The 22,076-nt window shown below is 59.1% G+C and carries 21 protein-coding genes; 18 read left to right on the forward strand and 3 right to left on the reverse strand.

From position 1 onward, the window contains the following. Positions 1–228: 228 nt before the first annotated feature. From ACZZ0B_RS27985 to coaA, 9 genes are all read left to right on the forward strand, one after another. Positions 229–1,584 (forward strand): OprD family porin, encoded by a 1,356-nt coding sequence (locus ACZZ0B_RS27985; RefSeq protein WP_158832176.1) that lies wholly within the window; start codon positions 229–231, stop codon positions 1,582–1,584. 297 nt (positions 1,585–1,881) lie between these two features. Beyond that, complete coding sequence (locus ACZZ0B_RS27990; RefSeq protein WP_008085342.1) at positions 1,882–2,520, forward strand: peroxiredoxin; 639 nt, start codon at positions 1,882–1,884, stop codon at positions 2,518–2,520. A 283-nt stretch (positions 2,521–2,803) separates the two neighbouring features. After that, complete coding sequence (gene ssuE / locus ACZZ0B_RS27995; RefSeq protein ID WP_008085340.1) at positions 2,804–3,397, forward strand: NADPH-dependent FMN reductase; 594 nt, start codon at positions 2,804–2,806, stop codon at positions 3,395–3,397. Positions 3,398–3,488: 91 nt separating this feature from the next. Next, entirely contained in the window at positions 3,489–4,454 is a 966-nt protein-coding gene (locus ACZZ0B_RS28000) for a sulfonate ABC transporter substrate-binding protein (protein WP_463546741.1), read from the forward strand. 25 nt (positions 4,455–4,479) lie between these two features. Then, positions 4,480–5,628: an FMNH2-dependent alkanesulfonate monooxygenase gene (gene ssuD / locus ACZZ0B_RS28005; protein ID WP_008085337.1), complete on the forward strand. Its 1,149-nt coding sequence runs from the start codon at positions 4,480–4,482 to the stop codon at positions 5,626–5,628. Positions 5,629–5,636: 8 nt separating this feature from the next. Continuing rightward, the gene (gene ssuC, locus ACZZ0B_RS28010; protein ID WP_003229260.1) at positions 5,637–6,419 is read left to right on the forward strand and encodes an aliphatic sulfonate ABC transporter permease SsuC; all 783 of its coding nucleotides are present in this window, start codon (positions 5,637–5,639) and stop codon (positions 6,417–6,419) included. Next, the gene (gene ssuB, locus ACZZ0B_RS28015) at positions 6,416–7,222 is read left to right on the forward strand and encodes an aliphatic sulfonates ABC transporter ATP-binding protein (RefSeq protein WP_463546742.1); all 807 of its coding nucleotides are present in this window, start codon (positions 6,416–6,418) and stop codon (positions 7,220–7,222) included. Before ssuC ends, ssuB begins: the two co-directional genes overlap by 4 nt. Before the next feature lie 27 nt (positions 7,223–7,249). Further along, positions 7,250–7,465 (forward strand): TOBE domain-containing protein, encoded by a 216-nt coding sequence (locus tag ACZZ0B_RS28020; RefSeq protein WP_003229256.1) that lies wholly within the window; start codon positions 7,250–7,252, stop codon positions 7,463–7,465. Between the two features lie 151 nt (positions 7,466–7,616). Then, positions 7,617–8,570 (forward strand): type I pantothenate kinase, encoded by a 954-nt coding sequence (gene coaA / locus ACZZ0B_RS28025; protein WP_463546743.1) that lies wholly within the window; start codon positions 7,617–7,619, stop codon positions 8,568–8,570. Between the two features lie 3 nt (positions 8,571–8,573). On the opposite strand, the gene ACZZ0B_RS28030 is transcribed toward coaA, so the two are convergent. Together ACZZ0B_RS28030 and ACZZ0B_RS28035 are read right to left on the reverse strand one after the other, a co-directional pair. Next, positions 8,574–9,212, reverse strand: coding sequence for a TetR/AcrR family transcriptional regulator (locus tag ACZZ0B_RS28030; protein WP_008085331.1), 639 nt, complete (start codon positions 9,210–9,212; stop codon positions 8,574–8,576). Positions 9,213–9,496: 284 nt separating this feature from the next. After that, a complete protein-coding gene (locus ACZZ0B_RS28035; protein ID WP_007913842.1) occupies positions 9,497–10,873 on the reverse strand; it encodes a glutamine synthetase family protein in 1,377 nt (458 codons plus the stop codon). Between the two features lie 278 nt (positions 10,874–11,151). On the opposite strand from ACZZ0B_RS28035, the gene ACZZ0B_RS28040 reads away from it, so the two are divergent. The 8 genes from ACZZ0B_RS28040 to ACZZ0B_RS28075 all read left to right on the forward strand — a co-directional run bounded on the left by ACZZ0B_RS28040 (position 11,152) and on the right by ACZZ0B_RS28075 (position 19,969). Next, on the forward strand, positions 11,152–11,508 hold the full coding sequence (locus ACZZ0B_RS28040; protein WP_463546744.1) for a gamma-glutamyl-gamma-aminobutyrate hydrolase family protein: 357 nt from the start codon (positions 11,152–11,154) through the stop codon (positions 11,506–11,508). A gap of 96 nt (positions 11,509–11,604) precedes the next feature. Next, positions 11,605–12,963 (forward strand): glutamine synthetase family protein, encoded by a 1,359-nt coding sequence (locus ACZZ0B_RS28045; protein WP_008085328.1) that lies wholly within the window; start codon positions 11,605–11,607, stop codon positions 12,961–12,963. Between the two features lie 56 nt (positions 12,964–13,019). Next, complete coding sequence (locus tag ACZZ0B_RS28050) at positions 13,020–14,384, forward strand: aspartate aminotransferase family protein (protein ID WP_122660204.1); 1,365 nt, start codon at positions 13,020–13,022, stop codon at positions 14,382–14,384. Positions 14,385–14,557: 173 nt separating this feature from the next. Continuing rightward, on the forward strand, positions 14,558–15,670 hold the full coding sequence (locus ACZZ0B_RS28055) for a polyamine ABC transporter substrate-binding protein (protein ID WP_008085325.1): 1,113 nt from the start codon (positions 14,558–14,560) through the stop codon (positions 15,668–15,670). A gap of 188 nt (positions 15,671–15,858) precedes the next feature. Beyond that, complete coding sequence (locus ACZZ0B_RS28060; RefSeq protein WP_463546745.1) at positions 15,859–16,956, forward strand: polyamine ABC transporter substrate-binding protein; 1,098 nt, start codon at positions 15,859–15,861, stop codon at positions 16,954–16,956. Between the two features lie 66 nt (positions 16,957–17,022). Next, positions 17,023–18,165, forward strand: coding sequence for an ABC transporter ATP-binding protein (locus ACZZ0B_RS28065; protein WP_008085321.1), 1,143 nt, complete (start codon positions 17,023–17,025; stop codon positions 18,163–18,165). A gap of 35 nt (positions 18,166–18,200) precedes the next feature. Continuing rightward, positions 18,201–19,082: an ABC transporter permease subunit gene (locus ACZZ0B_RS28070; RefSeq protein ID WP_174823987.1), complete on the forward strand. Its 882-nt coding sequence runs from the start codon at positions 18,201–18,203 to the stop codon at positions 19,080–19,082. Beyond that, positions 19,079–19,969, forward strand: a complete 891-nt coding sequence (locus ACZZ0B_RS28075; protein ID WP_007913861.1) for an ABC transporter permease subunit — start codon at positions 19,079–19,081, stop codon at positions 19,967–19,969. The genes ACZZ0B_RS28070 and ACZZ0B_RS28075 overlap by 4 nt, the downstream gene beginning before the upstream one ends. A gap of 159 nt (positions 19,970–20,128) precedes the next feature. Here ACZZ0B_RS28075 and ACZZ0B_RS28080 read toward each other — a convergent pair whose 3' ends face one another. Then, complete coding sequence (locus tag ACZZ0B_RS28080; RefSeq protein ID WP_008085317.1) at positions 20,129–20,770, reverse strand: HD domain-containing protein; 642 nt, start codon at positions 20,768–20,770, stop codon at positions 20,129–20,131. A 306-nt stretch (positions 20,771–21,076) separates the two neighbouring features. On the opposite strand from ACZZ0B_RS28080, the gene ACZZ0B_RS28085 reads away from it, so the two are divergent. Further along, positions 21,077–22,042, forward strand: a complete 966-nt coding sequence (locus tag ACZZ0B_RS28085; RefSeq protein WP_440096701.1) for a GlxA family transcriptional regulator — start codon at positions 21,077–21,079, stop codon at positions 22,040–22,042. Positions 22,043–22,076: the final 34 nt, after the last annotated feature.

Genomic DNA, 22,076 nt, shown 5'->3' on the forward strand with positions numbered 1-22,076 from the left:
CTGGCCATATTCCGAAATGATATGAAAAAGAATGAATAAATTCTTTTTGGGTTTATCAGGAAATCTTTACTCTGCACGGACCAAATCACTGCGATTAGACCTTGGTCGTAGACACACAAGGTTACGATTGACTTGTCGGTCACGAACTGGCGCTAATCGCGCATCTCGGATCCAGGGCAACAGACCCAGGGCCAGAAACACAAAAATTAGAAACGAGAGGAGCTTTACATGAACAAGTCCACCTTGGCCCTGGCTGTGGCCGTAGGGGTTATGGCGCAGCAGGCAGGCGCCGCCGGTTTCATCGAAGACAGCAAGGCTACTTTGGGGCTGCGTAACTTCTACATCAACACCGATAACCGCAGCGGCACTGCCGAGCCGAGCCGCAACGAAGAGTGGGGCCAAGGCTTCGATCTGCGTTTCATCTCCGGCTACACCCAAGGCACCGTGGGCTTCGGTATTGACGCTATCGGCCTGTTGGGCGTGCGTCTGGATTCGGGCGGTGGCACCAACGGCAACGTTAACGGTAATGGCACCCCTGGTAGTGCCTACGGTGGCACTGTTTTTCCAAGCGAATCTAATGGCCAAGCGGTTGATAATTTCTCCAGCCTGGGTCTGACTGCCAAGGCCAAGGTCTCCCAGACTGAACTGAAACTGGGTACCCTGCAGCCAAAACTGCCGGTTATCGTGACCAACGACGGTCGTCTGCTGCCACAAACCTGGCAGGGTGGCCAGATCACTTCCGGCGAGATCAAGGACCTGACTCTGGTCGGTGGTCAAGTCGAGCACGTGAAAGGTCGTAACTCGAGCAACAACGAACAACTGTCCATCGGTGGTGCAAACGCGCGTACCGCTAACAGCAACAAGTTCATCTACGCCGGTGGTGACTACAAAATCACCAAAGACCTGACTGCCCAGTACTACTACGGCAACCTGGAAGACTTCTACAAGCAGCACTTCCTGGGTCTGGTTCACAACTGGGCAATCGGCCCGGGCGTGCTGAAGTCTGACTTCCGTTACTTCAACAGCTCCGACGATGGCGCCAACGGCAACACCTCTGCGTATTTCAGCAACGGTAACTACTCCGGTGTTGCCAGCGGTCGCGGTAAAGTCGACAACAACCTGTATAGCGGCCTGTTCCTGTACACCGTTGCAGGTCACACCTTCGGTGGTGGCTACCAGGTTTCCAACGGCAGCAGCGACTTCCCTTGGCTGAACCAGGGTGACGGCTCGTCGAACTACACCATCACCGACATGCAGATTCAGAAGTTCGGCCGTGCCGGCGAACGTACCTGGCAAGCTCGCTACTCGTATGACTTCGCCAAAGTCGGCGTACCAGGCCTGACCGCTGGTATGGTTTACCTGCGTGGCGACAACATCGACACCGTTACTTCCCGCGGTCTTGAAAACGGTAATGGCGACTCCGAGTGGGAACGTGACCTGACTGTCGGTTACGTCGTACCGGAAGGCCCGCTGAAAAACGTTGGCTTCATGTGGAAAAACGCTACCTGGCGTACCAACATCGCCGGTGTTCGCGACCAGGACGAAAACCGCCTGATCCTCAGCTACTCGATCCCGCTGCTGTAATAGCGCGTTTCGATCCGCTGAAGTAAAAAAAGCCCCGTCCGGCATCGCGCCGGACGGGGCTTTTGCGTTTTCGAGTCAGACTCACCCCCGTAAGCCCTCCCCGAAATTCCCCTCTTTACAGCAACTCAAGGCCTTCTCGAACCTTGCGGCCGATGTTCGTCGGGATGCCGTCGAGCGTCCAGTGAACAGATGTTTAATATTCACTAATGATCTAGATATCTCCTTATTTATTCTTTTTCATGATGGCAAATCCCAAGCTACAGTTGAGGTCTCCAACAACTCATCAGGAGCAGCACCATGAGCATCAGACTCGGCGACATCGCCCCCGATTTCGAACAGGATTCCAGCGCCGGCAAGATTCGTTTCCACGAATGGCTGGGCGATAGCTGGGGCGTGCTGTTCTCTCACCCGGCGGACTTCACCCCGGTGTGCACCACTGAGCTGGGCTTCACCGCCAAGCTCAAGGATGAGTTCAGCAAGCGCGGCGTCAAAGCCATCGCACTGTCGGTCGACCCGGTGGATTCGCACCACAAGTGGATCGAAGACATCAACGAAACCCAGAACACGATCGTCAACTTCCCGATCCTGGCCGATGCCGATCGCAAGGTTTCCGATCTGTATGACCTGATCCACCCGAACGCCAATGACACGCTGACCGTGCGTTCGCTGTTCGTCATCGATCCGAACAAGAAGGTGCGCCTGACCATCACTTACCCGGCGAGCACCGGGCGCAACTTCCACGAGATTTTGCGGGTGATCGACTCGCTGCAGCTCACCGACAACTACAAAGTGGCCACGCCGGCCAACTGGCAGGACGGTGATGAAGTGGTGATCGTGCCTTCGTTGAAGGACGAGGAAGAGATCAAGCAGCGTTTTCCCAAGGGCTATCGCGCCGTGAAGCCTTACCTGCGCCTGACGCCACAGCCGAATCGGTAAGATCAAAAGATCGCAGCCTGCGGCAGCTCCTACAGGAGTACGCCGCTTCCTGTAGGAGCTGCCGAAGGCTGCGATCTTTTCGAGGCATCCACAAAGCAGGGGATTTCAGGCCGTTTCGACGGCCTTTTTTTTCGCCCGAAACAAAGCAATCCGCATATCTCCAAAACGCATAACCAAATGAATAAATATGATTTATGGATATATAAATCAGCTGGTAAGGTCACTCCCATCGAAGCGAGATCGCAACCCGCGAATCGCCTGTAACGCTTAAGGAATCGTCTCAATGCTGGTTGTCTCACTCGGTGGCAGTCCCAGCCTGCGCTCCCGTTCCGGGGTGCTGCTGGAGCGCTCGCAACGTTGGTTGCAGCAGCAAGGCGTGGAAGTGGTGAGTTATCAGATTCGGGATTTCCCGGCCGAAGATCTGCTCCACGCCCGCTTCGACAGCCCGAAGGTGCTCGACCTGCTGCAACAGATTGAAAACGCCGACGGCCTGTTGATCGCCACGCCGGTTTACAAAGCGTCTTTCTCTGGCGCGTTGAAGACGCTGCTGGATCTGCTCCCAGAGCGTGCCCTGAACCACAAGATTGTTTTGCCAATGGCCACCGGCGGCAGCATCGCCCACATGCTGGTGGTCGATTACGCCCTCAAGCCTGTGTTGTCGGCGCTGAAAGCCCAGGAAATGCTTCAGGGGATTTTCGCCGAGGACAGCCAGATCGCTTACGGCGAAGGCAGTGCCGCCGCACAACTGGCCCCGGCGCTGGAGCAGCGACTGCACGAAGCGCTGGATCAGTTTGTCGGCGCCATGGCCCGCCGGCCGAAGCCGCTGGAACCGGGCCTGTTGAACGAACGTTTGTTGAGTGCTCGCTGGAGCATTTAAGCCACACCCGCATTTGATGTACTTCACCTTACTCAGCCGCTAACGGCCAAGCAGGTGCAGCCAAAACCCAACAGCAAAAAAGGAGAGCGCTATGCGCACTGTATTTTTGCGTCGTGGTCTGGTCGCTCTGTTTGCTGCGGCTGTCACCTTCGGCGCCATCACTCAAGCTCAAGCCGAGACATTGCGGATCGGTTACCAGAAGTACGGCACGCTGGTGCTGCTCAAAGCCAAAGGCACTTTGGAAAAACGTCTGGCCGCCCAAGGCGTCGACGTGCAATGGACTGAATTCCCCGGTGGCCCGCAGTTGCTGGAAGGCCTGAACGTCGGCTCGATCGACTTCGGCGTGACCGGCGAAACCCCGCCAGTCTTCGCCCAGGCTGCCGGCGCCGATCTGCTCTACGTCGCCTACGAACCGCCAGCGCCAAACAGCGAAGCGATCCTCGTGCCGAAAGACTCGCCGATCAAATCGGTGGCCGATCTCAAAGGCAAGAAAGTCGCCCTGAACAAAGGCTCCAACGTCCACTACCTGCTGGTGCGTGCGCTGGAAGACGCCGGCCTCAAATACACCGACATTCAAACCGTATTCTTGCCGCCAGCCGATGCTCGCGCCGCGTTCGAACGTGGCAGCGTCGATGCCTGGGTCATCTGGGATCCGTACCAGGCCGCCGCCGAGAAACAACTGCAAGCGCACACCCTGCGTGACGGCAAAGGCATCGTCGACAACCACCAGTTCTACCTCGCGACCAAACCTTACGCCGAGAAAAATCCTCAGGTGATCAAGACCCTCGTGGAAGAAGTGCGTGCCGTCGGCGAATGGTCGAAAGCCAACCCTGAAGACGTGACCCAGCAAGTCGCGCCACTGCTCGGCCTGCCGGCAGACATCACTCTGACCTCGGTAAAACGCCAGGGCTACGGCGCGCTGTTCCTGACCCCGGAAGTGGTCGCCGCACAGCAGAAAATCGCTGACACGTTCTTCCAGCTCAAGCTGATTCCGAAACCGCTGAGCATCAAGGATGTGATCTGGACACCACCGGCCGCTGTGGCTAAAGCGCCGTAATTCGAATCCCCAAGGAGACCACTCCATGAGCCTCAATATCTTCTGGTTCCTGCCTACCCACGGTGACGGCCATTACCTTGGCACCGCCGAAGGCGCTCGCGCCGTCGACCACGGTTATCTGCAACAGGTCGCGCAAGCGGCGGATCGTCTGGGTTTCGGCGGTGTGCTGATCCCCACTGGCCGCTCCTGCGAAGACTCGTGGCTGGTGGCGGCCTCGCTGATCCCGGTAACCCAGCGCCTGAAATTCCTCGTTGCTCTGCGCCCCGGGATCATTTCCCCGACGGTCGCGGCGCGGCAGGCAGCCACGCTGGATCGTCTGTCCGGCGGCCGCGCGCTGTTCAACCTGGTAACCGGCGGTGACCCAGAAGAATTGGCTGGCGACGGTCTGTTCCTCAGCCACGAAGAACGCTATCAAGCCTCGGTGGAATTCACCCGCATCTGGCGCCGTGTGCTGGAAGGCGAAACCGTTGATTACGACGGCGAGCACATCAGCGTGAAAGGCGCGAAGCTGCTCTATCCGCCGATCCAGCAACCACGTCCGCCGCTGTACTTCGGTGGCTCGTCGGAAGCGGCGCAAGACTTGGCCGCTGAACAAGTGGAAATGGTCCTGACCTGGGGTGAGCCACCGGCAGCGGTGGCCGAGAAGATCGCCCAAGTGCGCGCCAAAGCCGCCAAGCTTGGCCGCACCGTGCGCTTTGGTATTCGACTGCACGTGATCGTCCGTGAAACCAACGCCGAGGCGTGGCAAGCGGCAGATCGGTTGATCTCGCATCTGGACGACGACACCATCGCTCGTGCTCAAGCTTCGCTGGCGCGTTTCGATTCGGTTGGCCAGCAACGCATGGCTGCACTGCACGGTGGCAGCCGCGACAACCTCGAAGTCAGCCCGAACCTCTGGGCCGGTGTTGGCCTGGTGCGCGGCGGTGCCGGTACGGCGCTGGTCGGCGATGGCCCGACTGTGGCTGCACGTGTGAAGGAATACGCCGATCTGGGCATCGACACCTTTATCTTCTCCGGTTATCCACACCTCGAAGAATCCTATCGCGTCGCTGAACTGCTGTTCCCGCACCTCGACATCGAGCGTCCGGAACTGCCGAAAAGCGCCGGTTATGTCAGCCCGTTCGGCGAGATGGTCGCCAACGACATTCTTCCCAAAGCCGCGTCGCAGAGCTGAGGCGCGCCATGAAGAAAATCATCCACAGCCTTGCGCCCTGGGCGTTGCCGGTATTGCTGCTGGCGGTGTGGCAGTTGTCGGTGTCGGCCGGTTGGTTGTCGACACGGATTCTGCCGGCACCGGTGGCGGTGATCGAAGCCGGCGTGAGCCTGGTGCGCAGCGGCGAAATCTGGACGCACCTGGCGATCAGCGGCTGGCGCGCGGCACTCGGTTTCACCATCGGCGGCAGCATCGGTCTGGTCTTGGGTTTCATCACCGGTCTGTCGAAATGGGGCGAACGCCTGCTCGACAGTTCGGTGCAGATGATCCGCAACGTGCCGCACCTGGCGCTGATTCCGCTGGTGATCCTGTGGTTCGGCATCGACGAGTCGGCGAAGATTTTTCTGGTGGCGCTGGGCACGTTGTTCCCGATCTACCTCAACACTTATCACGGCATCCGTAACGTCGACCCGGCGCTGGTGGAGATGGCGCGCAGTTATGGCCTGAGCGGTTTCAGCCTGTTCTGGCAGGTGATTCTGCCGGGCGCGCTGCCTTCGATTCTGGTCGGCGTGCGCTTCGCCCTAGGCTTCATGTGGCTGACGTTGATCGTCGCCGAAACCATTTCGGCCAGCTCCGGCATCGGCTATCTGGCGATGAACGCCCGGGAGTTTTTGCAGACCGACGTGGTGGTGCTGGCGATCCTGCTTTACGCCGTGCTCGGCAAACTCGCCGACCTCGCCGCCCGTGGACTTGAGCGTGTGTGGTTGCGCTGGCACCCGGCTTATCAGGTTGCCAAAGGAGGTGCGGCATGACCGCTCAACAACCTCCACGCCTGCTGCGCGGGATTCCGCTGGCGGTGCGCAATCTGCAGAAAACCTTTGGCGCGCGGCAGGTGCTGCGTGACATTGATCTGCACATTCCGGCGGGGCAGTTCGTCGCCGTAGTCGGGCGCAGTGGCTGCGGCAAAAGTACCTTGCTGCGCTTGCTCGCCGGCCTCGATCAACCGACTGGCGGCGACTTGCTGGCCGGTTCTGCGCCGCTCAGTGATGCGCGGGAAGACACCCGATTGATGTTCCAGGAAGCGCGTTTGCTGCCATGGAAAAAGATCATCGACAACGTCGGCCTCGGCCTTAAAGGCAACTGGCGCCCGCAAGCTCTGGATGCGCTGGAAGCGGTCGGTCTGGCCGATCGCGCCAATGAATGGCCGGCGGCGTTGTCCGGCGGACAGAAGCAACGCGTCGCACTGGCTCGCGCGCTGATCCACCAACCGCGCCTGCTTTTGCTCGACGAACCGCTCGGCGCACTCGACGCGCTGACCCGCATTGAAATGCAGCAACTGATCGAACGTCTCTGGCAGCAACACGGCTTTACGGTGCTGCTGGTCACTCACGACGTCAGCGAAGCGGTGGCGATTGCCGACCGGGTGATTCTGATCGAGGACGGCGAAGTCGGCCTCGACCTGCACGTCGAACTGCCGCGCCCACGGGTGCGTGGTTCACATCGCCTGGCCGCGCTGGAAACCGAAGTGCTCAACCGCGTTTTGTCCCTGCCTGGCGAACCGCCGGAGCCGGAACCTGTTTCACCCCTGCCTACGCAACTGCGTTGGGCTCAATAACTCAAGCAAACGACAGGAATCATTGCCATGACTATCAAAGCCATCAACGTCCGTAACCAGTTCAAAGGCTCGATCAAGGAAATCGTCCTTGGCGACGTGCTGTCGGAAATCGACGTGCAAACCGCTTCGGGCATCGTCACTTCGGTGATCACCACCCGCTCGGTCAAGGAGCTGGAGCTGGTAGTGGGCAGCGAAGTGATCGCTTTTGTTAAATCCACCGAGGTGTCGATCGCCAAGTTGTAATCGATGGGCAACACGCGCCCCGGACGGCTTGAGCCCTCCGGGGTTTTTCATTTGTGCGGCAAAAATGCGATTGAGGGTGAAAAGCGTGGTTTGGAGGCCCTGAACATATCTGCTATGTTCCGGCTTTTGCCAAGGCACAGACAGGAAGATTATGACCACCCAGCAGGATGCCGCAGGGCATTCGCCCGCTCACCGCGAGTACCGGGAATTCACTCGCGAGCAATGGTCTGCCTTGCGGGAAGAGGCGGCGCAGAGCCTTTCGTCGGCACAAATGAATGCGCTGATCAGCCCTACGCAGCCCATCAGCCGCGACGAAGTGGAAGAAATATTGCTGCCGCTGTCGCGCCTTTTGCGTCTTTACGCCGAGTCCGCGCAGTCGGCGGCCGTGGTGCACAGTGCTTTTCTCGGCGAACCGACGCGCAAGCCACCGTATGTGATTGGCATCTCGGGCAGTGTCGCGGTAGGCAAGAGCAGCTTCGCCAGGGTTTTGTCGGCGTTGCTGGCGTCTCTGCCAGGCTCGCCGGATGTGCAACTGGTGACCACCGATTCTTTCCTGTTTCCGCTGGCGACACTCGAGCAGAACAACCTGTTGCACCGCAAAGGCTTCCCCGAGTCTTACGACCGGGCACTGCTTCTCGACTTCCTGCACGCCGTGCGCAACGAAGGCAAACCGGTGCAGATCCCGGTCTACTCGCACGTTCGGTACGACATTCTTGCCGACGAGACGCAGACGGTGCAAACCCCCGATATCATCGTTCTGGAAGGGCTCAATGTCCTCCAGGAGGACAAACACGACAGTCTCAACGTCCGTGACTTCGTCGACTTCTCGATCTATGTCGACGCCGCTGATGAGGACATCAAGCGCTGGTACCTCGAGCGGTTTGTCTATCTGAAGAACACCGCGTTCCAGTCTGGCGAGTCGTACTTCAACAAGTACAAGACGCTATCGGACGATGAAGCGCTGGCCATGGCCTCGGCCACCTGGGACCGGGTCAATCTGAAGAACCTCGTTGAAAACATCCTGCCCACCCGTGACCGGGCGAGCCTGATCCTCAACAAGTCGGCGGACCATTCCATCGACAAGATTCTGCTGCGGGCGATTTGAACGTCAGTCGCTGACGGGCCGCTTCGGCAGGTATGTCGGCAGGTACAGGCCGATGTAGGCATCAAACACGCGCATGCCTTCTTCGGCCATGCGCGGGGTGATCTGCCCGTGTTGCTGCACCGAGCGTGCGTAGACACGGTCGCCCAGCTCCATGGCCAGGGCAAACACGTCGACATCGCTCGGCAGCCTTGGCAGTTCGAAATGATGGTCGAACAGCTTGTGCATCAGGTCGCCGAGTTCGATGTCGTGCTGGCGGTCAGCCTGGGTCACTTCGGTGAGGCCGTGCTGGGCGAGAATCAACTGGCGCGCGGCGGCATCCTCGTCGTAGATCTCCAGCATGCGTTGCTCGACCAGCCGCGACAGATCCCGCCAGTCACGCAAACTTTCATGATCGATCGGTGCCTGCAGGCAGGCGCGGAAGGCTGCGTGCACATCGGCGGTCAGCGCTTCGAGCAACGCCGGCACGCTGGCAAAGAAGTGGTACACGGAGGAGGGCGGGATCTGCGCGCGCTCGGCGACGCTGTAGATCGACAGACTCGCCACACCCTCGGCGGCCAGCAACGTGCGCGCAGCGTCGAGTATCGAATCGATGCGCGCCTGACTGCGGGCACGGGGTTTGCGAACGGGGGCGGGACGCGTCATGAAAGTCTCCTGCGGGGCAGCGGGCATTGTACGAGCCGGTTTCGGTGTTGTCTGCCGGTACCCTGTGGAGAGCGGATTTAGCGAAACGTCGCACCGCCCCGTTCGGCTGCGCAGCAGTCGTAAACCCTGAGAACCGGTTATTCCTGACACACCGAGTGGGATGGGTTTGGGGCTGCTTCGCAACCCAACGGGGATAAATCCCCTCGCCACAGGTTTTGTATTCGGCCATAAAAAACGCCGTTGGCTGAATCAGCCGACGGCGTTCTTTTTGGCGCTACAACCGCTTAAACGGTATGCAGATACCAGTTGTACTCAAGGTCGGAGATGGAGTGTTCGAACTCCTCCAGCTCGCTTTCCTTGCAGGCGACGAAGATATCGATGTACTTCGGATCGATGTACTTGGCCATCACCTCGCTGTCGTCCAGCTCGCGCAGGGCATCGCGCAAGTTGTTCGGCAGGCTTTGTTCGTTCTGCTCGTAGCTGTTGCCTTCGACTGGCGCGCCCGGTTCAATCTTGTTGGTCAGACCGTGGTGCACGCCGGCCAGGACCGAAGCCATCAGCAGGTACGGGTTGGCGTCGGCGCCGGCTACACGATGCTCGATACGCACGGCATCGGAAGAACCGGTCGGTACGCGAATCGCTACGGTGCGGTTGTCGAGGCCCCAGCACGGCGAGTTCGGCACGTAGAACTGTGCGCCGAAACGACGGTAGGAGTTGACGTTCGGGCAGAGGAAAGCCATCTGCGCGGGCAGGGTCTCGAGCACACCGCCGATCGCGTGACGCAGCGCGGCGTTCTGCTCGGGATCCTCGCTGGCAAAAATGTTTTTGCCTTCTTTATCCAGAATCGAAATGTGTACGTGCAGACCATTACCCGCCTGGCCAGGGTACGGCTTGGCCATGAAGGTGGTGTCCATTTCATGGTCGTAGGCGATGTTCTTGATCAGACGCTTGAGCAGTACCGCGTAGTCGCACGCCTTGATCGGGTCGGCGACGTGGTGCAGGTTCACTTCGAACTGCGCCGGGGCACTTTCCTTGACGATGGCGTCGGCCGGGATGCCTTGCTCTTTCGCGCCTTCCAGAATGTCCTGGAGGCAGTCGACGTATTCGTCGAGGTCGTCGATCAGGTAGACCTGCGTCGAGTGCGGGCGTTTGCCGGAGATCGGCGAGCGTGGCGGCTGTGGACGGCCGTTCACGTTTTCCTGGTCGATCAGGTAGAACTCGAGTTCGAAGGCGGCGCAGATGGTCAGCCCCAGCTCGTCAAACTTTGCAACAACTTGACGGAGCACTTCGCGGGGATCGGCGAAGAATGGGTCGCCTTCGAGCTCGTGCATGGTCATCAACAGCTGCGCGGTCGGGCGCTTCTGCCATGGCTCGTTGCACAGGGTATCGGGGATCGGATAGCAGATACGATCGGCGTCGCCGATGTCCAGGCCCAGGCCGGTGCTTTCCACCGTAGAGCCGTTGATATCCAGAGCAAATAGAGAGGCCGGAAGGTTGATGCCTTTCTCGTAAACCTTGTGGAGGCTGGTGCGTTCGATGCGCTTGCCGCGCACCACACCATTCATATCCGCAATCAGAAGGTCAACGTACAGAACCTCAGGATGTTCCTTAAGGAACGCGTTCGCTTCGTTAAGCTGAACGGCACGCGGGGGTACCGACATGATGCAACACCTTTGTTGTTAAAAATATCAATCATTGATCTTTTCTGGTTTCAGTCAACCCGAACGGCATGCCGAAGTCAAGCAAGGCCTTTTTTGCCCTAAAAAAGCGCCGCAGGGGCATTTATGGGGCACTTTAGGGCAGTTTTTCGTCCTTGGGACGCTTGGCACCCGCAGGCTTGAGCAGGCCGTGTTGTATTTTTTACGGGGGTGTTGTGTAAAAAAATGAACAAGGCTAAGCTCCGATCAAACCCATAACAGCAATAATACCGGGGTGCTTCATGTCTCGCCTGCCGTTAATCGGCATCACCGACTGCTCGCAACAGTCCGGTCTGCATGCTTATCACATCAGTGGCGACAAATCCGTCGAAAGCTCCGCCAGTATGGCGCGCGGCCTGTCGACGAAGGTTTTGTCAGCAGCAGGCAAAACGGCAGCGTCCGATATTCTGGACGTACGACAAGGCATCTCCTTTATGGCGTTCCCTTCCAATATAGATCGCTTTCACTCCCAAAGCCTGTGCCGCTCACCGAGTCGTGCTCATGATTCTGCACGCCTGAACTGTGCACAGGAAATGCAACGCCAGCGTAAAGGGCAGGTAAGCTCCTCTTTCATTGTCTATGCGCGGTGCCTGGCGTAAGCCCGCACTGCGCACAAGCAAGCCCCCTTTAACGCGACGCCGCCGGCGTCAAACTTTGCCTGACACCACGTCAGGAGACTCAGCCCAGAGGCATTTATGAGTAACAACCTCGACCAGCTCACCGATTGGTTGAAAGACCACAAGATCACAGAAGTCGAATGCATGATCGCCGACTTGACCGGTATCACCCGGGGCAAGATTTCGCCGACCAACAAGTTCATCGCCGAAAAAGGCATGCGCCTGCCCGAGAGCGTGCTGTTGCAGACCGTGACCGGCGACTACGTCGAAGACGACATCTATTACGAACTGCTCGACCCGGCCGACATCGACATGATCTGCCGCCCCGACCAGAACGCCGTGTACATGGTGCCGTGGGCCATCGAGCCAACCGCGCAGGTGATCCACGACACCTACGACAAGCAAGGCAACCCGATCGAGCTGTCGCCGCGCAACGTCCTCAAGAAAGTCCTCAAACTCTATGCCGACAAGGGCTGGCAGCCAATCGTGGCGCCGGAAATGGAGTTCTACCTGACCAAGCGCAGCGACGACCCTGACTATCCGTTGCAGCCGCCAATCGGTCGCTCGGGCCGTCCGGAAATCGGTCGTCAGTCGTTCTCGATTGAAGCGGCGAACGAATTCGACCCGCTGTTCGAAGACGTCTACGACTGGTGCGAACTGCAGGAGCTGGACCTCGACACGCTGATCCACGAAGACGGCACGGCGCAGATGGAAATCAACTTCCGTCACGGCGACGCACTGTCGCTGGCCGACCAGATCCTGGTGTTCAAGCGCACCATGCGTGAAGCCGCACTCAAGCACGACGTCGCAGCGACCTTTATGGCCAAGCCGATGACGGGCGAGCCGGGCAGTGCGATGCACTTGCACCAGAGCATCATCGACATCGAGACCGGCAAGAACGTCTTCTCCAATGAAGACGGGACCATGAGCCAACTGTTCCTGCACCACATCGGTGGTTTGCAGAAACTGATTCCCGAGCTGTTGCCGTTGTTCGCACCGAACGTCAACTCGTTCCGCCGCTTCCTGCCGGACACTTCGGCACCGGTGAACGTCGAGTGGGGCGAAGAAAACCGCACCGTCGGCCTGCGCGTACCGGATGCCGGCCCGCAGAACCGTCGGGTCGAAAACCGTCTGCCGGGCGCCGACGCCAACCCGTACCTGGCGATTGCCGCGAGCCTGCTCTGCGGTTACATCGGCATGGTCGAGGGTCTCAACCCGAGCGCGCCGGTGGTCGGCCGTGGTTACGAGCGCCGCAACCTGCGCCTGCCGTTAACCATCGAAGACGCGCTGGAGCGTATGGAAAACAGCACCACCGTCGAGAAATACCTCGGCAAGACTTTCATCACAGGCTACGTCGCGGTCAAGCGGGCCGAGCATGAAAACTTCAAGCGCGTGATCAGTTCCTGGGAGCGTGAGTACCTGCTCTTCGCCGTCTGATACGCCGGGCGCGACCCTCAGCGGTCGCGCCTTCACCGATAACAAGGAGAATTGGCATGACCAGCAACAATCCGCAAACCCGCGAGTGGCAAGCACTCAGCAATGATCACCACCTGGCGCCGTTCAGCGACTTCAAACAGCTGAAAGAGAAAGGCCCGCGGATCATCACCAACGCCAAGGGCGTTTACCTGTGGGACAGCGAAGGCAACAAGATCCTCGACGGCATGGCCGGTCTGTGGTGCGTGGCCATCGGTTACGGTCGCGATGAGCTGGCCGATGCGGCCGCCAAACAGATGCGCGAACTGCCGTACTACAACCTGTTCTTCCAGACCGCACACCCGCCGGCACTGGAACTGGCCAAGTCGATCGCCGACGTCGCGCCAGAAGGCATGAACCACGTGTTCTTCACCGGTTCTGGCTCCGAAGGCAACGACACCATGCTGCGTATGGTCCGCCACTATTGGGCGATCAAAGGCCAGCCGAACAAGAAAGTCATCATCAGCCGCAAGAACGGTTATCACGGTTCGACCGTGGCTGGCGCGAGTCTGGGTGGCATGACCTATATGCACGAACAAGGCGACCTGCCGATCCCGGGCATCGTCCACATCGCGCAGCCATACTGGTTCGCTGAAGGCGGCGACATGTCCCCGGAAGAGTTCGGTATCTGGGCGGCCAATCAGTTGGAAGAAAAGATTCTCGAAGTCGGCGTCGACAACGTCGGTGCCTTTATTGCCGAGCCGATCCAGGGCGCCGGCGGCGTAATCATTCCGCCCGACACCTACTGGCCGCGCATCAAGGAAATCCTCGCCAAGTACGACATCCTGTTCGTCGCGGACGAAGTGATCTGCGGTTTCGGCCGTACCGGTGAGTGGTTCGGTAGCGATTTCTACGACCTCAAGCCTGACATGATGACCATCGCCAAAGGTCTGACCTCCGGTTACATCCCGATGGGTGGCCTGATCGTTCGCGACACCGTTGTTGCGGTGCTCAACGAAGGTGGCGATTTCAACCATGGCTTCACCTACTCCGGTCACCCGGTGGCGGCAGCGGTCGGTCTGGAAAACATCCGCATTCTGCGCGATGAAAAAATTATCGAGAACGCGCACAACGAAACGGCACCGTATTTGCAGAAACGTCTGCGGGAACTGAACGATCACCCATTGGTGGGTGAGGTTCGCGGGGTTGGTCTGTTGGGCGCAATCGAGCTGGTGCAGGACAAGGCCACTCGCAAGCGTTACGAAGGCAAGGGCGTCGGCATGATCTGCCGCCAGTTCTGCTTCGACAACGGCCTGATCATGCGCGCTGTGGGTGACACCATGATCATCGCGCCGCCGCTGGTGATCAGCAAAGCCGAGATCGATGAGCTGGTGACAAAGGCACGTAAATGCCTGGACCTGACCCTCAGTGCGTTGCAGGGCTAAGTGCTAGGCTTTTGAGCGGGGGAGCTGCGGCGCGCTCGCTCAAAAGCTGTCAGAAAGGCTGGTCTTTTCTTGAAAGACCGCCTCGGATCTTGCCAGACTAGCCGCGGTTCCAGTTGTCCGGGTTCGGCCGCTGAACAAAGTGGTTCAAAAAAAGAAAATTTGGAGCATTACGCATGAAGGCATTAGGCAAAAAGCTCGCTGGCAAGACTCTGCTCGCCATGTCCCTGATGGGAATCATGGCGGCTGCGGCTCAGGCGGACGACAAGGTGTTGCACGTCTACAACTGGTCCGACTACATCGCCCCGGACACCATCAAGAAGTTTGAAGACGAGTCGGGCATCAAAGTCGTCTACGACGTCTTCGACAGCAACGAAACCCTCGAAGCCAAACTGCTCGCAGGCAAGTCCGGCTACGACATTGTCGTGCCGTCGAACAACTTCCTCGCCAAGCAGATCAAGGCCGGTGTCTACCAGAAGCTGGACAAGTCCAAGCTGCCTAACTGGAAGAACCTCAACACTGACTTGCTCAAAGCCGTGTCGGTCAGCGACCCGGGCAACGAGCACGCTTTCCCGTACATGTGGGGCTCGATCGGTATTGGCTTCAACGCCGAGAAGGTCAAGGCTGCTCTGGGCGCCGACGCGCCGGTCGATTCGTGGGATCTGATCTTCAAGCCGGAAAACGCCGCCAAGCTGAAATCCTGCGGCATCAGCCTGCTCGACTCGCCAACCGAGATGATTCCGGTGGCGTTGCACTACCTGGGCCTGCCAACCGACAGCCAGAAGAAAGAAGACATCGACAAGGCTGAAGCGCTGATCATGAAGGTTCGTCCTTCGATCGCCTACTTCCACTCGTCCAAGTACATCTCTGACCTGGCCAACGGCAACATCTGCGTAGCCGTCGGTTACTCGGGTGACATCTACCAGGCCAAGTCCCGCGCGGCTGAAGCCGGTGACAAGGTGAAAGTCAGCTACAACATTCCGAAAGAAGGTGCCGGCAGCTTCTACGACATGGTCGCCATCCCTAAAGATGCCGAAAACGTCGAAGGCGCCTACAAGTTCATGACCTTCCTGCAGAAGCCGGAAATCATGGCGGAAATCACCAACGCCGTACGCTTCCCGAACGGTAACGCCGCTGCAACTCCGCTGGTCGATAAAGACATCACCAGTGACCCGGGCGTTTACCCACCGGCTGACGTGCTGGCCAAGCTGTACGCGATTGCCGACTTGCCGGCCGCGACTCAGCGCATCCTGACCCGCAGCTGGACCAAGATCAAATCGGGTAAATAAGCCGGTTTGCAGCAACAACCGCTGGCCGTCGTCCCCCGCGAAGGCGGCCAGCGGATTAATTAAATGACAGAAAGTTTTGCTGGAACGGTTTTTCGAGGGTAAGTTGCGCGCCGGTTTTGTTGCCGGGCAGCCATGGCTGTCATGCAGCGCGGGGCAACTTGGGCCCAACTAATTTAGAGGACCTCCACTTGCCTATTTTTTCTTCTTTGCGCAAAGCCCTGCTGGCCACTGCCGGCCTGACGATTGCTGTCGGTGCCCAGGCCGCCGGTACGGTGCATATTTATAACTGGTCGGATTACATCGGCGAGACCACCCTGGCGGATTTCCAGAAAGCCACCGGGATCAAGCCGGTCTACGACGTGTTCGACTCCAACGAAACCCTGGAAGGCAAGCTGCTGGCCGGGCGTACCGGGTACGACGTGGTCGTGCCGTCGAACCACTTCCTCGGCAAGCAGATCAAGGCGGGCGCTTTCCAGAAGCTCGACCGCTCGCAGCTGCCGAATTATTCCAATCTCGACCCGGCGCTGCTCAAGCGTCTGGAGCAGAACGATCCGGGCAACCTGTACGCCGTGCCGTACCTGTGGGGCACCAACGGCATCGGTTACAACGTCGATAAAGTGAAAGCCGTGCTCGGTGTCGACAAGATCGATTCGTGGGGCGTGCTGTTCGAGCCGGAGAACATCAAGAAGCTGCAAAGCTGCGGCGTAGCGTTCCTCGATTCGGCGGATGAAATGATGCCGACCGTGCTCAACTATATGGGCCTGAACGCCAACAGCACCAACCCCGAGGACTACGAAAAAGCCACCGACAAGCTGCTCGCGGTGCGTCCTTACGTGACCTACTTCCATTCCTCGAAATACATCGGTGATCTGGCCAACGGCGACATTTGCGTGGCCATCGGTTTCTCCGGCGATATCTTCCAGGCGAAGAACCGCGCAGCCGAAGCCAAGAAGGGCGTAAACATCGCCTACACGGTGCCGAAAGAGGGTGGCGCATTGTGGTTCGACATGCTGGCGATTCCGAAGGATTCGTCGAACGTGAAAGAGGCTCATGCCTTCATCAACTATCTGCTGAAACCTGAGGTGATTGCCCAGGTCAGTGATTACGTCGGTTATGCCAACCCCAACCCGGGTTCGGACAAACTGATGGAACAATCCATCCGGACCGATGCGTCGGTGTATCCGCCGCAGGCCGTTATCGACAAGGCTTATGTGTCGACCGAGTTGCCACCGAACATTCAGCGTCTGATGACCCGCAGCTGGACCAAGGTCAAGTCGGGGATGTAAGGCACACACTATCCTGGGTTCGCCTTGCGGGGCGGACTGCATTGTTTTTTTCTGGGAGTTTCGTAAATGGCAGTTGCCTCCGGCGCCTATAAGAAAGCCCTCGAGGGCGACCAGACACCGAAACAGGTGTTGGTCAAAATCGACCGGGTCACGAAGAAGTTCGACGAGACGATTGCCGTGGACGATGTGTCCCTGGAAATCAAAAAGGGCGAGATCTTCGCTCTGCTCGGCGGTTCGGGATCGGGCAAATCTACCCTGCTGCGGATGCTGGCAGGGTTCGAACGGCCCACGGAGGGGCGCATTTTCCTCGACGGCGTCGACATCACCGACATGCCGCCGTACGAACGTCCGATCAACATGATGTTCCAGTCGTACGCCTTGTTCCCGCACATGACCGTGGCGCAGAACATCGCCTTCGGCCTCAAGCAGGACAAGATTCCGGCGGCTGAAGTCGACGCCCGCGTGGCCGAGATGCTCAAGCTGGTGCAGATGAGCCAGTACGCCAAGCGCAAGCCGCATCAACTGTCTGGTGGTCAGCGTCAGCGTGTGGCATTGGCGCGTTCGCTGGCCAAACGGCCGAAGCTGCTGTTGCTCGACGAACCGATGGGCGCACTGGATAAAAAACTGCGCTCGCAGATGCAGCTGGAGCTGGTCGAGATCATCGAGCGCGTCGGTGTGACCTGCGTGATGGTGACACACGACCAGGAAGAGGCCATGACCATGGCCGAGCGCATCGCGATCATGCACCTGGGTTGGATCGCCCAGATCGGTAGCCCGATCGACATCTACGAAACCCCGACCAGCCGTCTGGTCTGCGAATTCATCGGTAACGTGAACATCTTCGAAGGCGAAGTGATCGACGACGCCGAAGGCCACGCGACCATCACCTGCAAAGACCTCGATCGGCAGATCTACGTCGGCCACGGCATCAGCACCTCGGTGCAGGACAAGTCGGTCACCTACGCGATCCGCCCGGAGAAGCTGCTGGTCACCGCCGATCAACCGACCTGCGAATACAACTGGTCGAGCGGCAAGGTGCACGACATCGCCTATCTCGGCGGTCACTCGGTGTTCTACGTCGAACTGCCAAGCGGCAAACTGGTGCAGTCGTTCGTGGCCAACGCCGAACGCCGTGGCGCACGTCCGACCTGGGGCGATCAGGTTTACGTGTACTGGGAAGATGACAGCGGCGTGGTACTTCGCTCATGAACATGCGCAAATTCAAACGCCGCCTCAACCGAATAATCCCCAATGGCCGGCAGTTGGTCATCGGGGTCCCTTTCATCTGGCTGTTCCTGTTCTTCATGCTGCCGTTCTTCATTGTGCTGAAGATCAGTTTTGCCGAAGCCGACGTGGCGATCCCGCCGTACACCGAGATCTACACCTACGCCGAGCAGAAGCTGCAACTGCTGCTGAACCTGGGCAACTACTCGATGCTGGCCGGCGACGAGTTGTACATCGCCGCTTACCTCGGCTCGCTGAAGATGGCGCTGATCAGCACCATTCTCTGTCTGGTCATCGGCTACCCGATGGCCTACGCCATCGCCACCGCCCGTAAAGAGATGCAGACGGTGCTGGTGCTGCTGATCATGATGCCGACCTGGACGGCGATCCTGATCCGCGTTTACGCGTGGATGGGCATCCTCAGCAACAACGGCCTGCTCAATGGTTTCCTGATGAGCATGGGCTTTATCGACGAGCCGCTGCAGATCCTCAACACCAACCTCGCGGTGTACATCGGTGTTGTCTATTCGTACCTGCCGTTCATGATCCTGCCGCTGTATGCCAACCTGGTGAAGCACGATCAGAGCTTGCTGGAAGCGGCATCGGACCTCGGTTCGAGCACCTTCAACAGCTTCTGGAAAATTACTATTCCACTGTCCAAGAACGGGATCATTGCCGGCTGCATGCTGGTGTTCATCCCGGTGGTCGGTGAGTTCGTGATCCCGGAACTGCTCGGCGGTCCGGAAACCCTGATGATCGGTAAAGTGCTCTGGCAAGAGTTCTTCAACAACCGTGACTGGCCGGTAGCGTCCGCGCTGGCGGTGGTGATGCTGGCGATCCTGATTGTGCCGATCATTCTGTTCAACCGTAGTCAGGCCAAAGAAATGGAGGGCAAAGAATGAAGCGCATCCGTTTCTCCAGCCTGATGCTGGTCATCGGTCTGTTGTTCATCTACCTGCCGATGCTGATCCTGGTGATCTACTCGTTCAACGCCTCTAAACTGGTGACGGTATGGGGCGGCTGGTCGATCAAGTGGTACGTCGGCCTGCTCGACAACACCCAACTGATGGGCTCGGTGCTGCGCTCGCTGGAAATTGCCTGCTACACCGCGGTTGCCGCGGTGGCGCTGGGTACGCTGGCGGCATTCGTGCTGACGCGCATCACCCGCTTCAAGGGCCGCACGCTGTTTGGCGGTTTGGTGACCGCGCCGTTGGTGATGCCGGAAGTAATCACCGGTCTGTCGCTGTTGCTGCTGTTCGTGGCCATGGCGCAGATGATCGGCTGGCCGCAGGAACGTGGCATCGTCACCATCTGGATCGCTCACACCACATTCTGTGCGGCGTATGTGGCGGTGGTGGTTTCGGCGCGTTTGCGTGAGCTGGACCTGTCGATCGAGGAAGCGGCGATGGATCTGGGCGCGCGCCCGTGGAAGGTGTTCTTCCTGATCACCATCCCGATGATTGCGCCGTCGCTGGCGGCGGGCGGCATGATGTCGTTCGCGTTGTCGCTGGATGACCTGGTGCTGGCGAGCTTCGTCTCCGGCCCGGGTTCGACGACCCTGCCAATGGAAGTGTTCTCGGCGGTGCGCCTGGGCGTGAAGCCTGAGATCAACGCCGTGGCGAGTCTGATTCTGCTGGCGGTATCGATCGTGACCTTCATGGTCTGGTTTTTCAGCCGCCGTGCCGAAGAAGCGCGCAAGAAAGCCATCCAGCAAGCCATCGAAGAAAGCGCTGCCGATTCGTGGAAACAACCGGACGTACGCCGGGCGCCTTCGCCGGAAGCGGCGTAAGCCATATCCGGACATTGGCGATGAAGCCTTTGTGGCGAGGGGATTTATCCCCGTTGGACTGCGCAGCAGGCCCCTTCTTTTTTGAATCAAAAGAGGGGTCGCTTCGCAACCCAACGGGGATAAATCCCCTCGCGACAGGGGCCAGTTTCAAATCTGGTTTTAGGCAGTCCAAGGGGAATTGCGGATGACTTCTACGAAGTTCATCGGTTTGAACCCCGGCTCCTGATCCTTCAGCACATCGGTCTTCACATTGCCAAATGTGGTCTGCGGACGATGACGCAAGCCATCGGCAAACGCGCAGATGATGCATTCCTTGAAACCTTCCCCACGCGGGTGCGCATGCACCACCGCCTCCCGTTGCACGGTGCTGAACGCCGCGTAATCCATCCCCAACACATCCATCTCGACACCCGCCGTCACCAGCGCCACGGTCGGCCGCAAATGCTTCGGCACGCCCGGCGTAGTGTGCAGGGCAATCGATAACCAGACTTGCTCGATGTCGTCATCGCTCAAACCGTACGGCTTGAGAAACGCCGCCGCCGCGTTGGCGCCGTCCACTTCAAAACGCTCGTCAGCGCTGCGATGACCTTCGACCAGACCGAGGTCGTGGAACATCGCGCCGACGTAGAGCAGCTCTGGATCGTAGGCCAGTTGCTGGCGTTCACCGCTCAATGCGCCGAACAGAAATACCCGGCGTGAATGGTGATAGAGCAGGTCGGACTCGATGTCACGGATGTAATCGGTGGTGGCGCGAGCGAGGGCGCTGTCAGGGATTTTGATGCCGGCGATGGTGGTGCTCATGGGAGGTTTCCTCACTGAAACGCCGTCGTGGCGCTGATGAGTCAAGTCTGTTCGCGGCGCTGAAAGCGAACAATCGCTGCATGGCTGCGATCCTTGCCAATCCACCTGCAAATCGTGCCAACTGCCCTTCACAGGTCGGAATGCCAGCCATTGTGGCGAGGGGATTTATCCCCGTTCGGCTGCGCAGCAGTCGTAAATCCAGCCATGAAGACTGCCTGACACAACGAGGTGTAGGGTCTTGGGGCTGCTTCGCAACCCAACGGGGATAAATCCCCTCGCCACAGGGTTACAGGGGACTTCAAAAACATGAATAAAACCATCGCCATCGTGGTGTTCGCAGGCGTGCAGTCGCTCGACGTCACCGGCCCCATGGATGTGTTCGCCGAAGCCAACCGCTTTCTCGCGCCGGAAGATCACTATCGGCTCGAAGTGATCGGCCTGGAAAAAACACCGATGGCCTGTTCCAACGGCTTGATCCTCAACGCCCATCGCCATTTCAGCGAAGCACTCGACGCCTATGACCTGCTGCTGGTCGCCGGTGGCCCGCAGCTGCCGTTCATGGATTTCGGCAGCGTCTTCGACAGCTGGCTGCGCGAAGCTTGCGCACGGGCCAAGCGCTTCGGCTCGATCTGCAATGGCGCCTTCATGCTGGCGCGCGCAGGGTTGCTGGAAGGGCGCACCGTGACCACGCACTGGAACGATGCCGAGGCGTTGGCGCAGTTATGCCCGTCAACCCACGTCGAAGCCGATCGCCTGTACGTCGAGGACGGCACGCTCTACACCTCGGCCGGGGTCACGGCGGGGATCGATCTGTCGTTGTATCTGCTGGCGCGTGATCATGGTGCTGAAGTGGCTTTGAGCGTTGCCAAGCGGCTGGTGGTGTTCACCCAGCGTTCGGGCGGGCAGTCGCAGTTCAGTCCGTTCCTCACGCCGCATGCGGAGCCGACGTCGGCAGTGGCGATGGTGCAGTTGTACGTGCTGGCCAATCTCACCGGCGATCTGACCATTGCCGATCTGGCCAATGCGGCGAACATGAGTGCGCGCAATTTCTCCCGGGTGTTTGCTCGGGAGGCGAAGGTGACGCCGGCGGAGTTTGTCGAGCAGGCACGGGTGGATGCGGCGCGGGTGATGCTCGAAAGCACGACGGCGCCGTTGAAGACCGTGGCGTATCAGTGCGGGTTTCGTGATGCGCAGCATATGCGCAGCGTGTTCAACCGCCGCTTGGGCGTGACGCCGCAGCAGTTTCGGCTGAATTTTGCGGTGCTGCTCTGAAGTTGTGTGCTGCTCTTCAGGGCCTCATCGCTGG

The organism is Pseudomonas sp. AC247 (assembly GCF_979258015.1).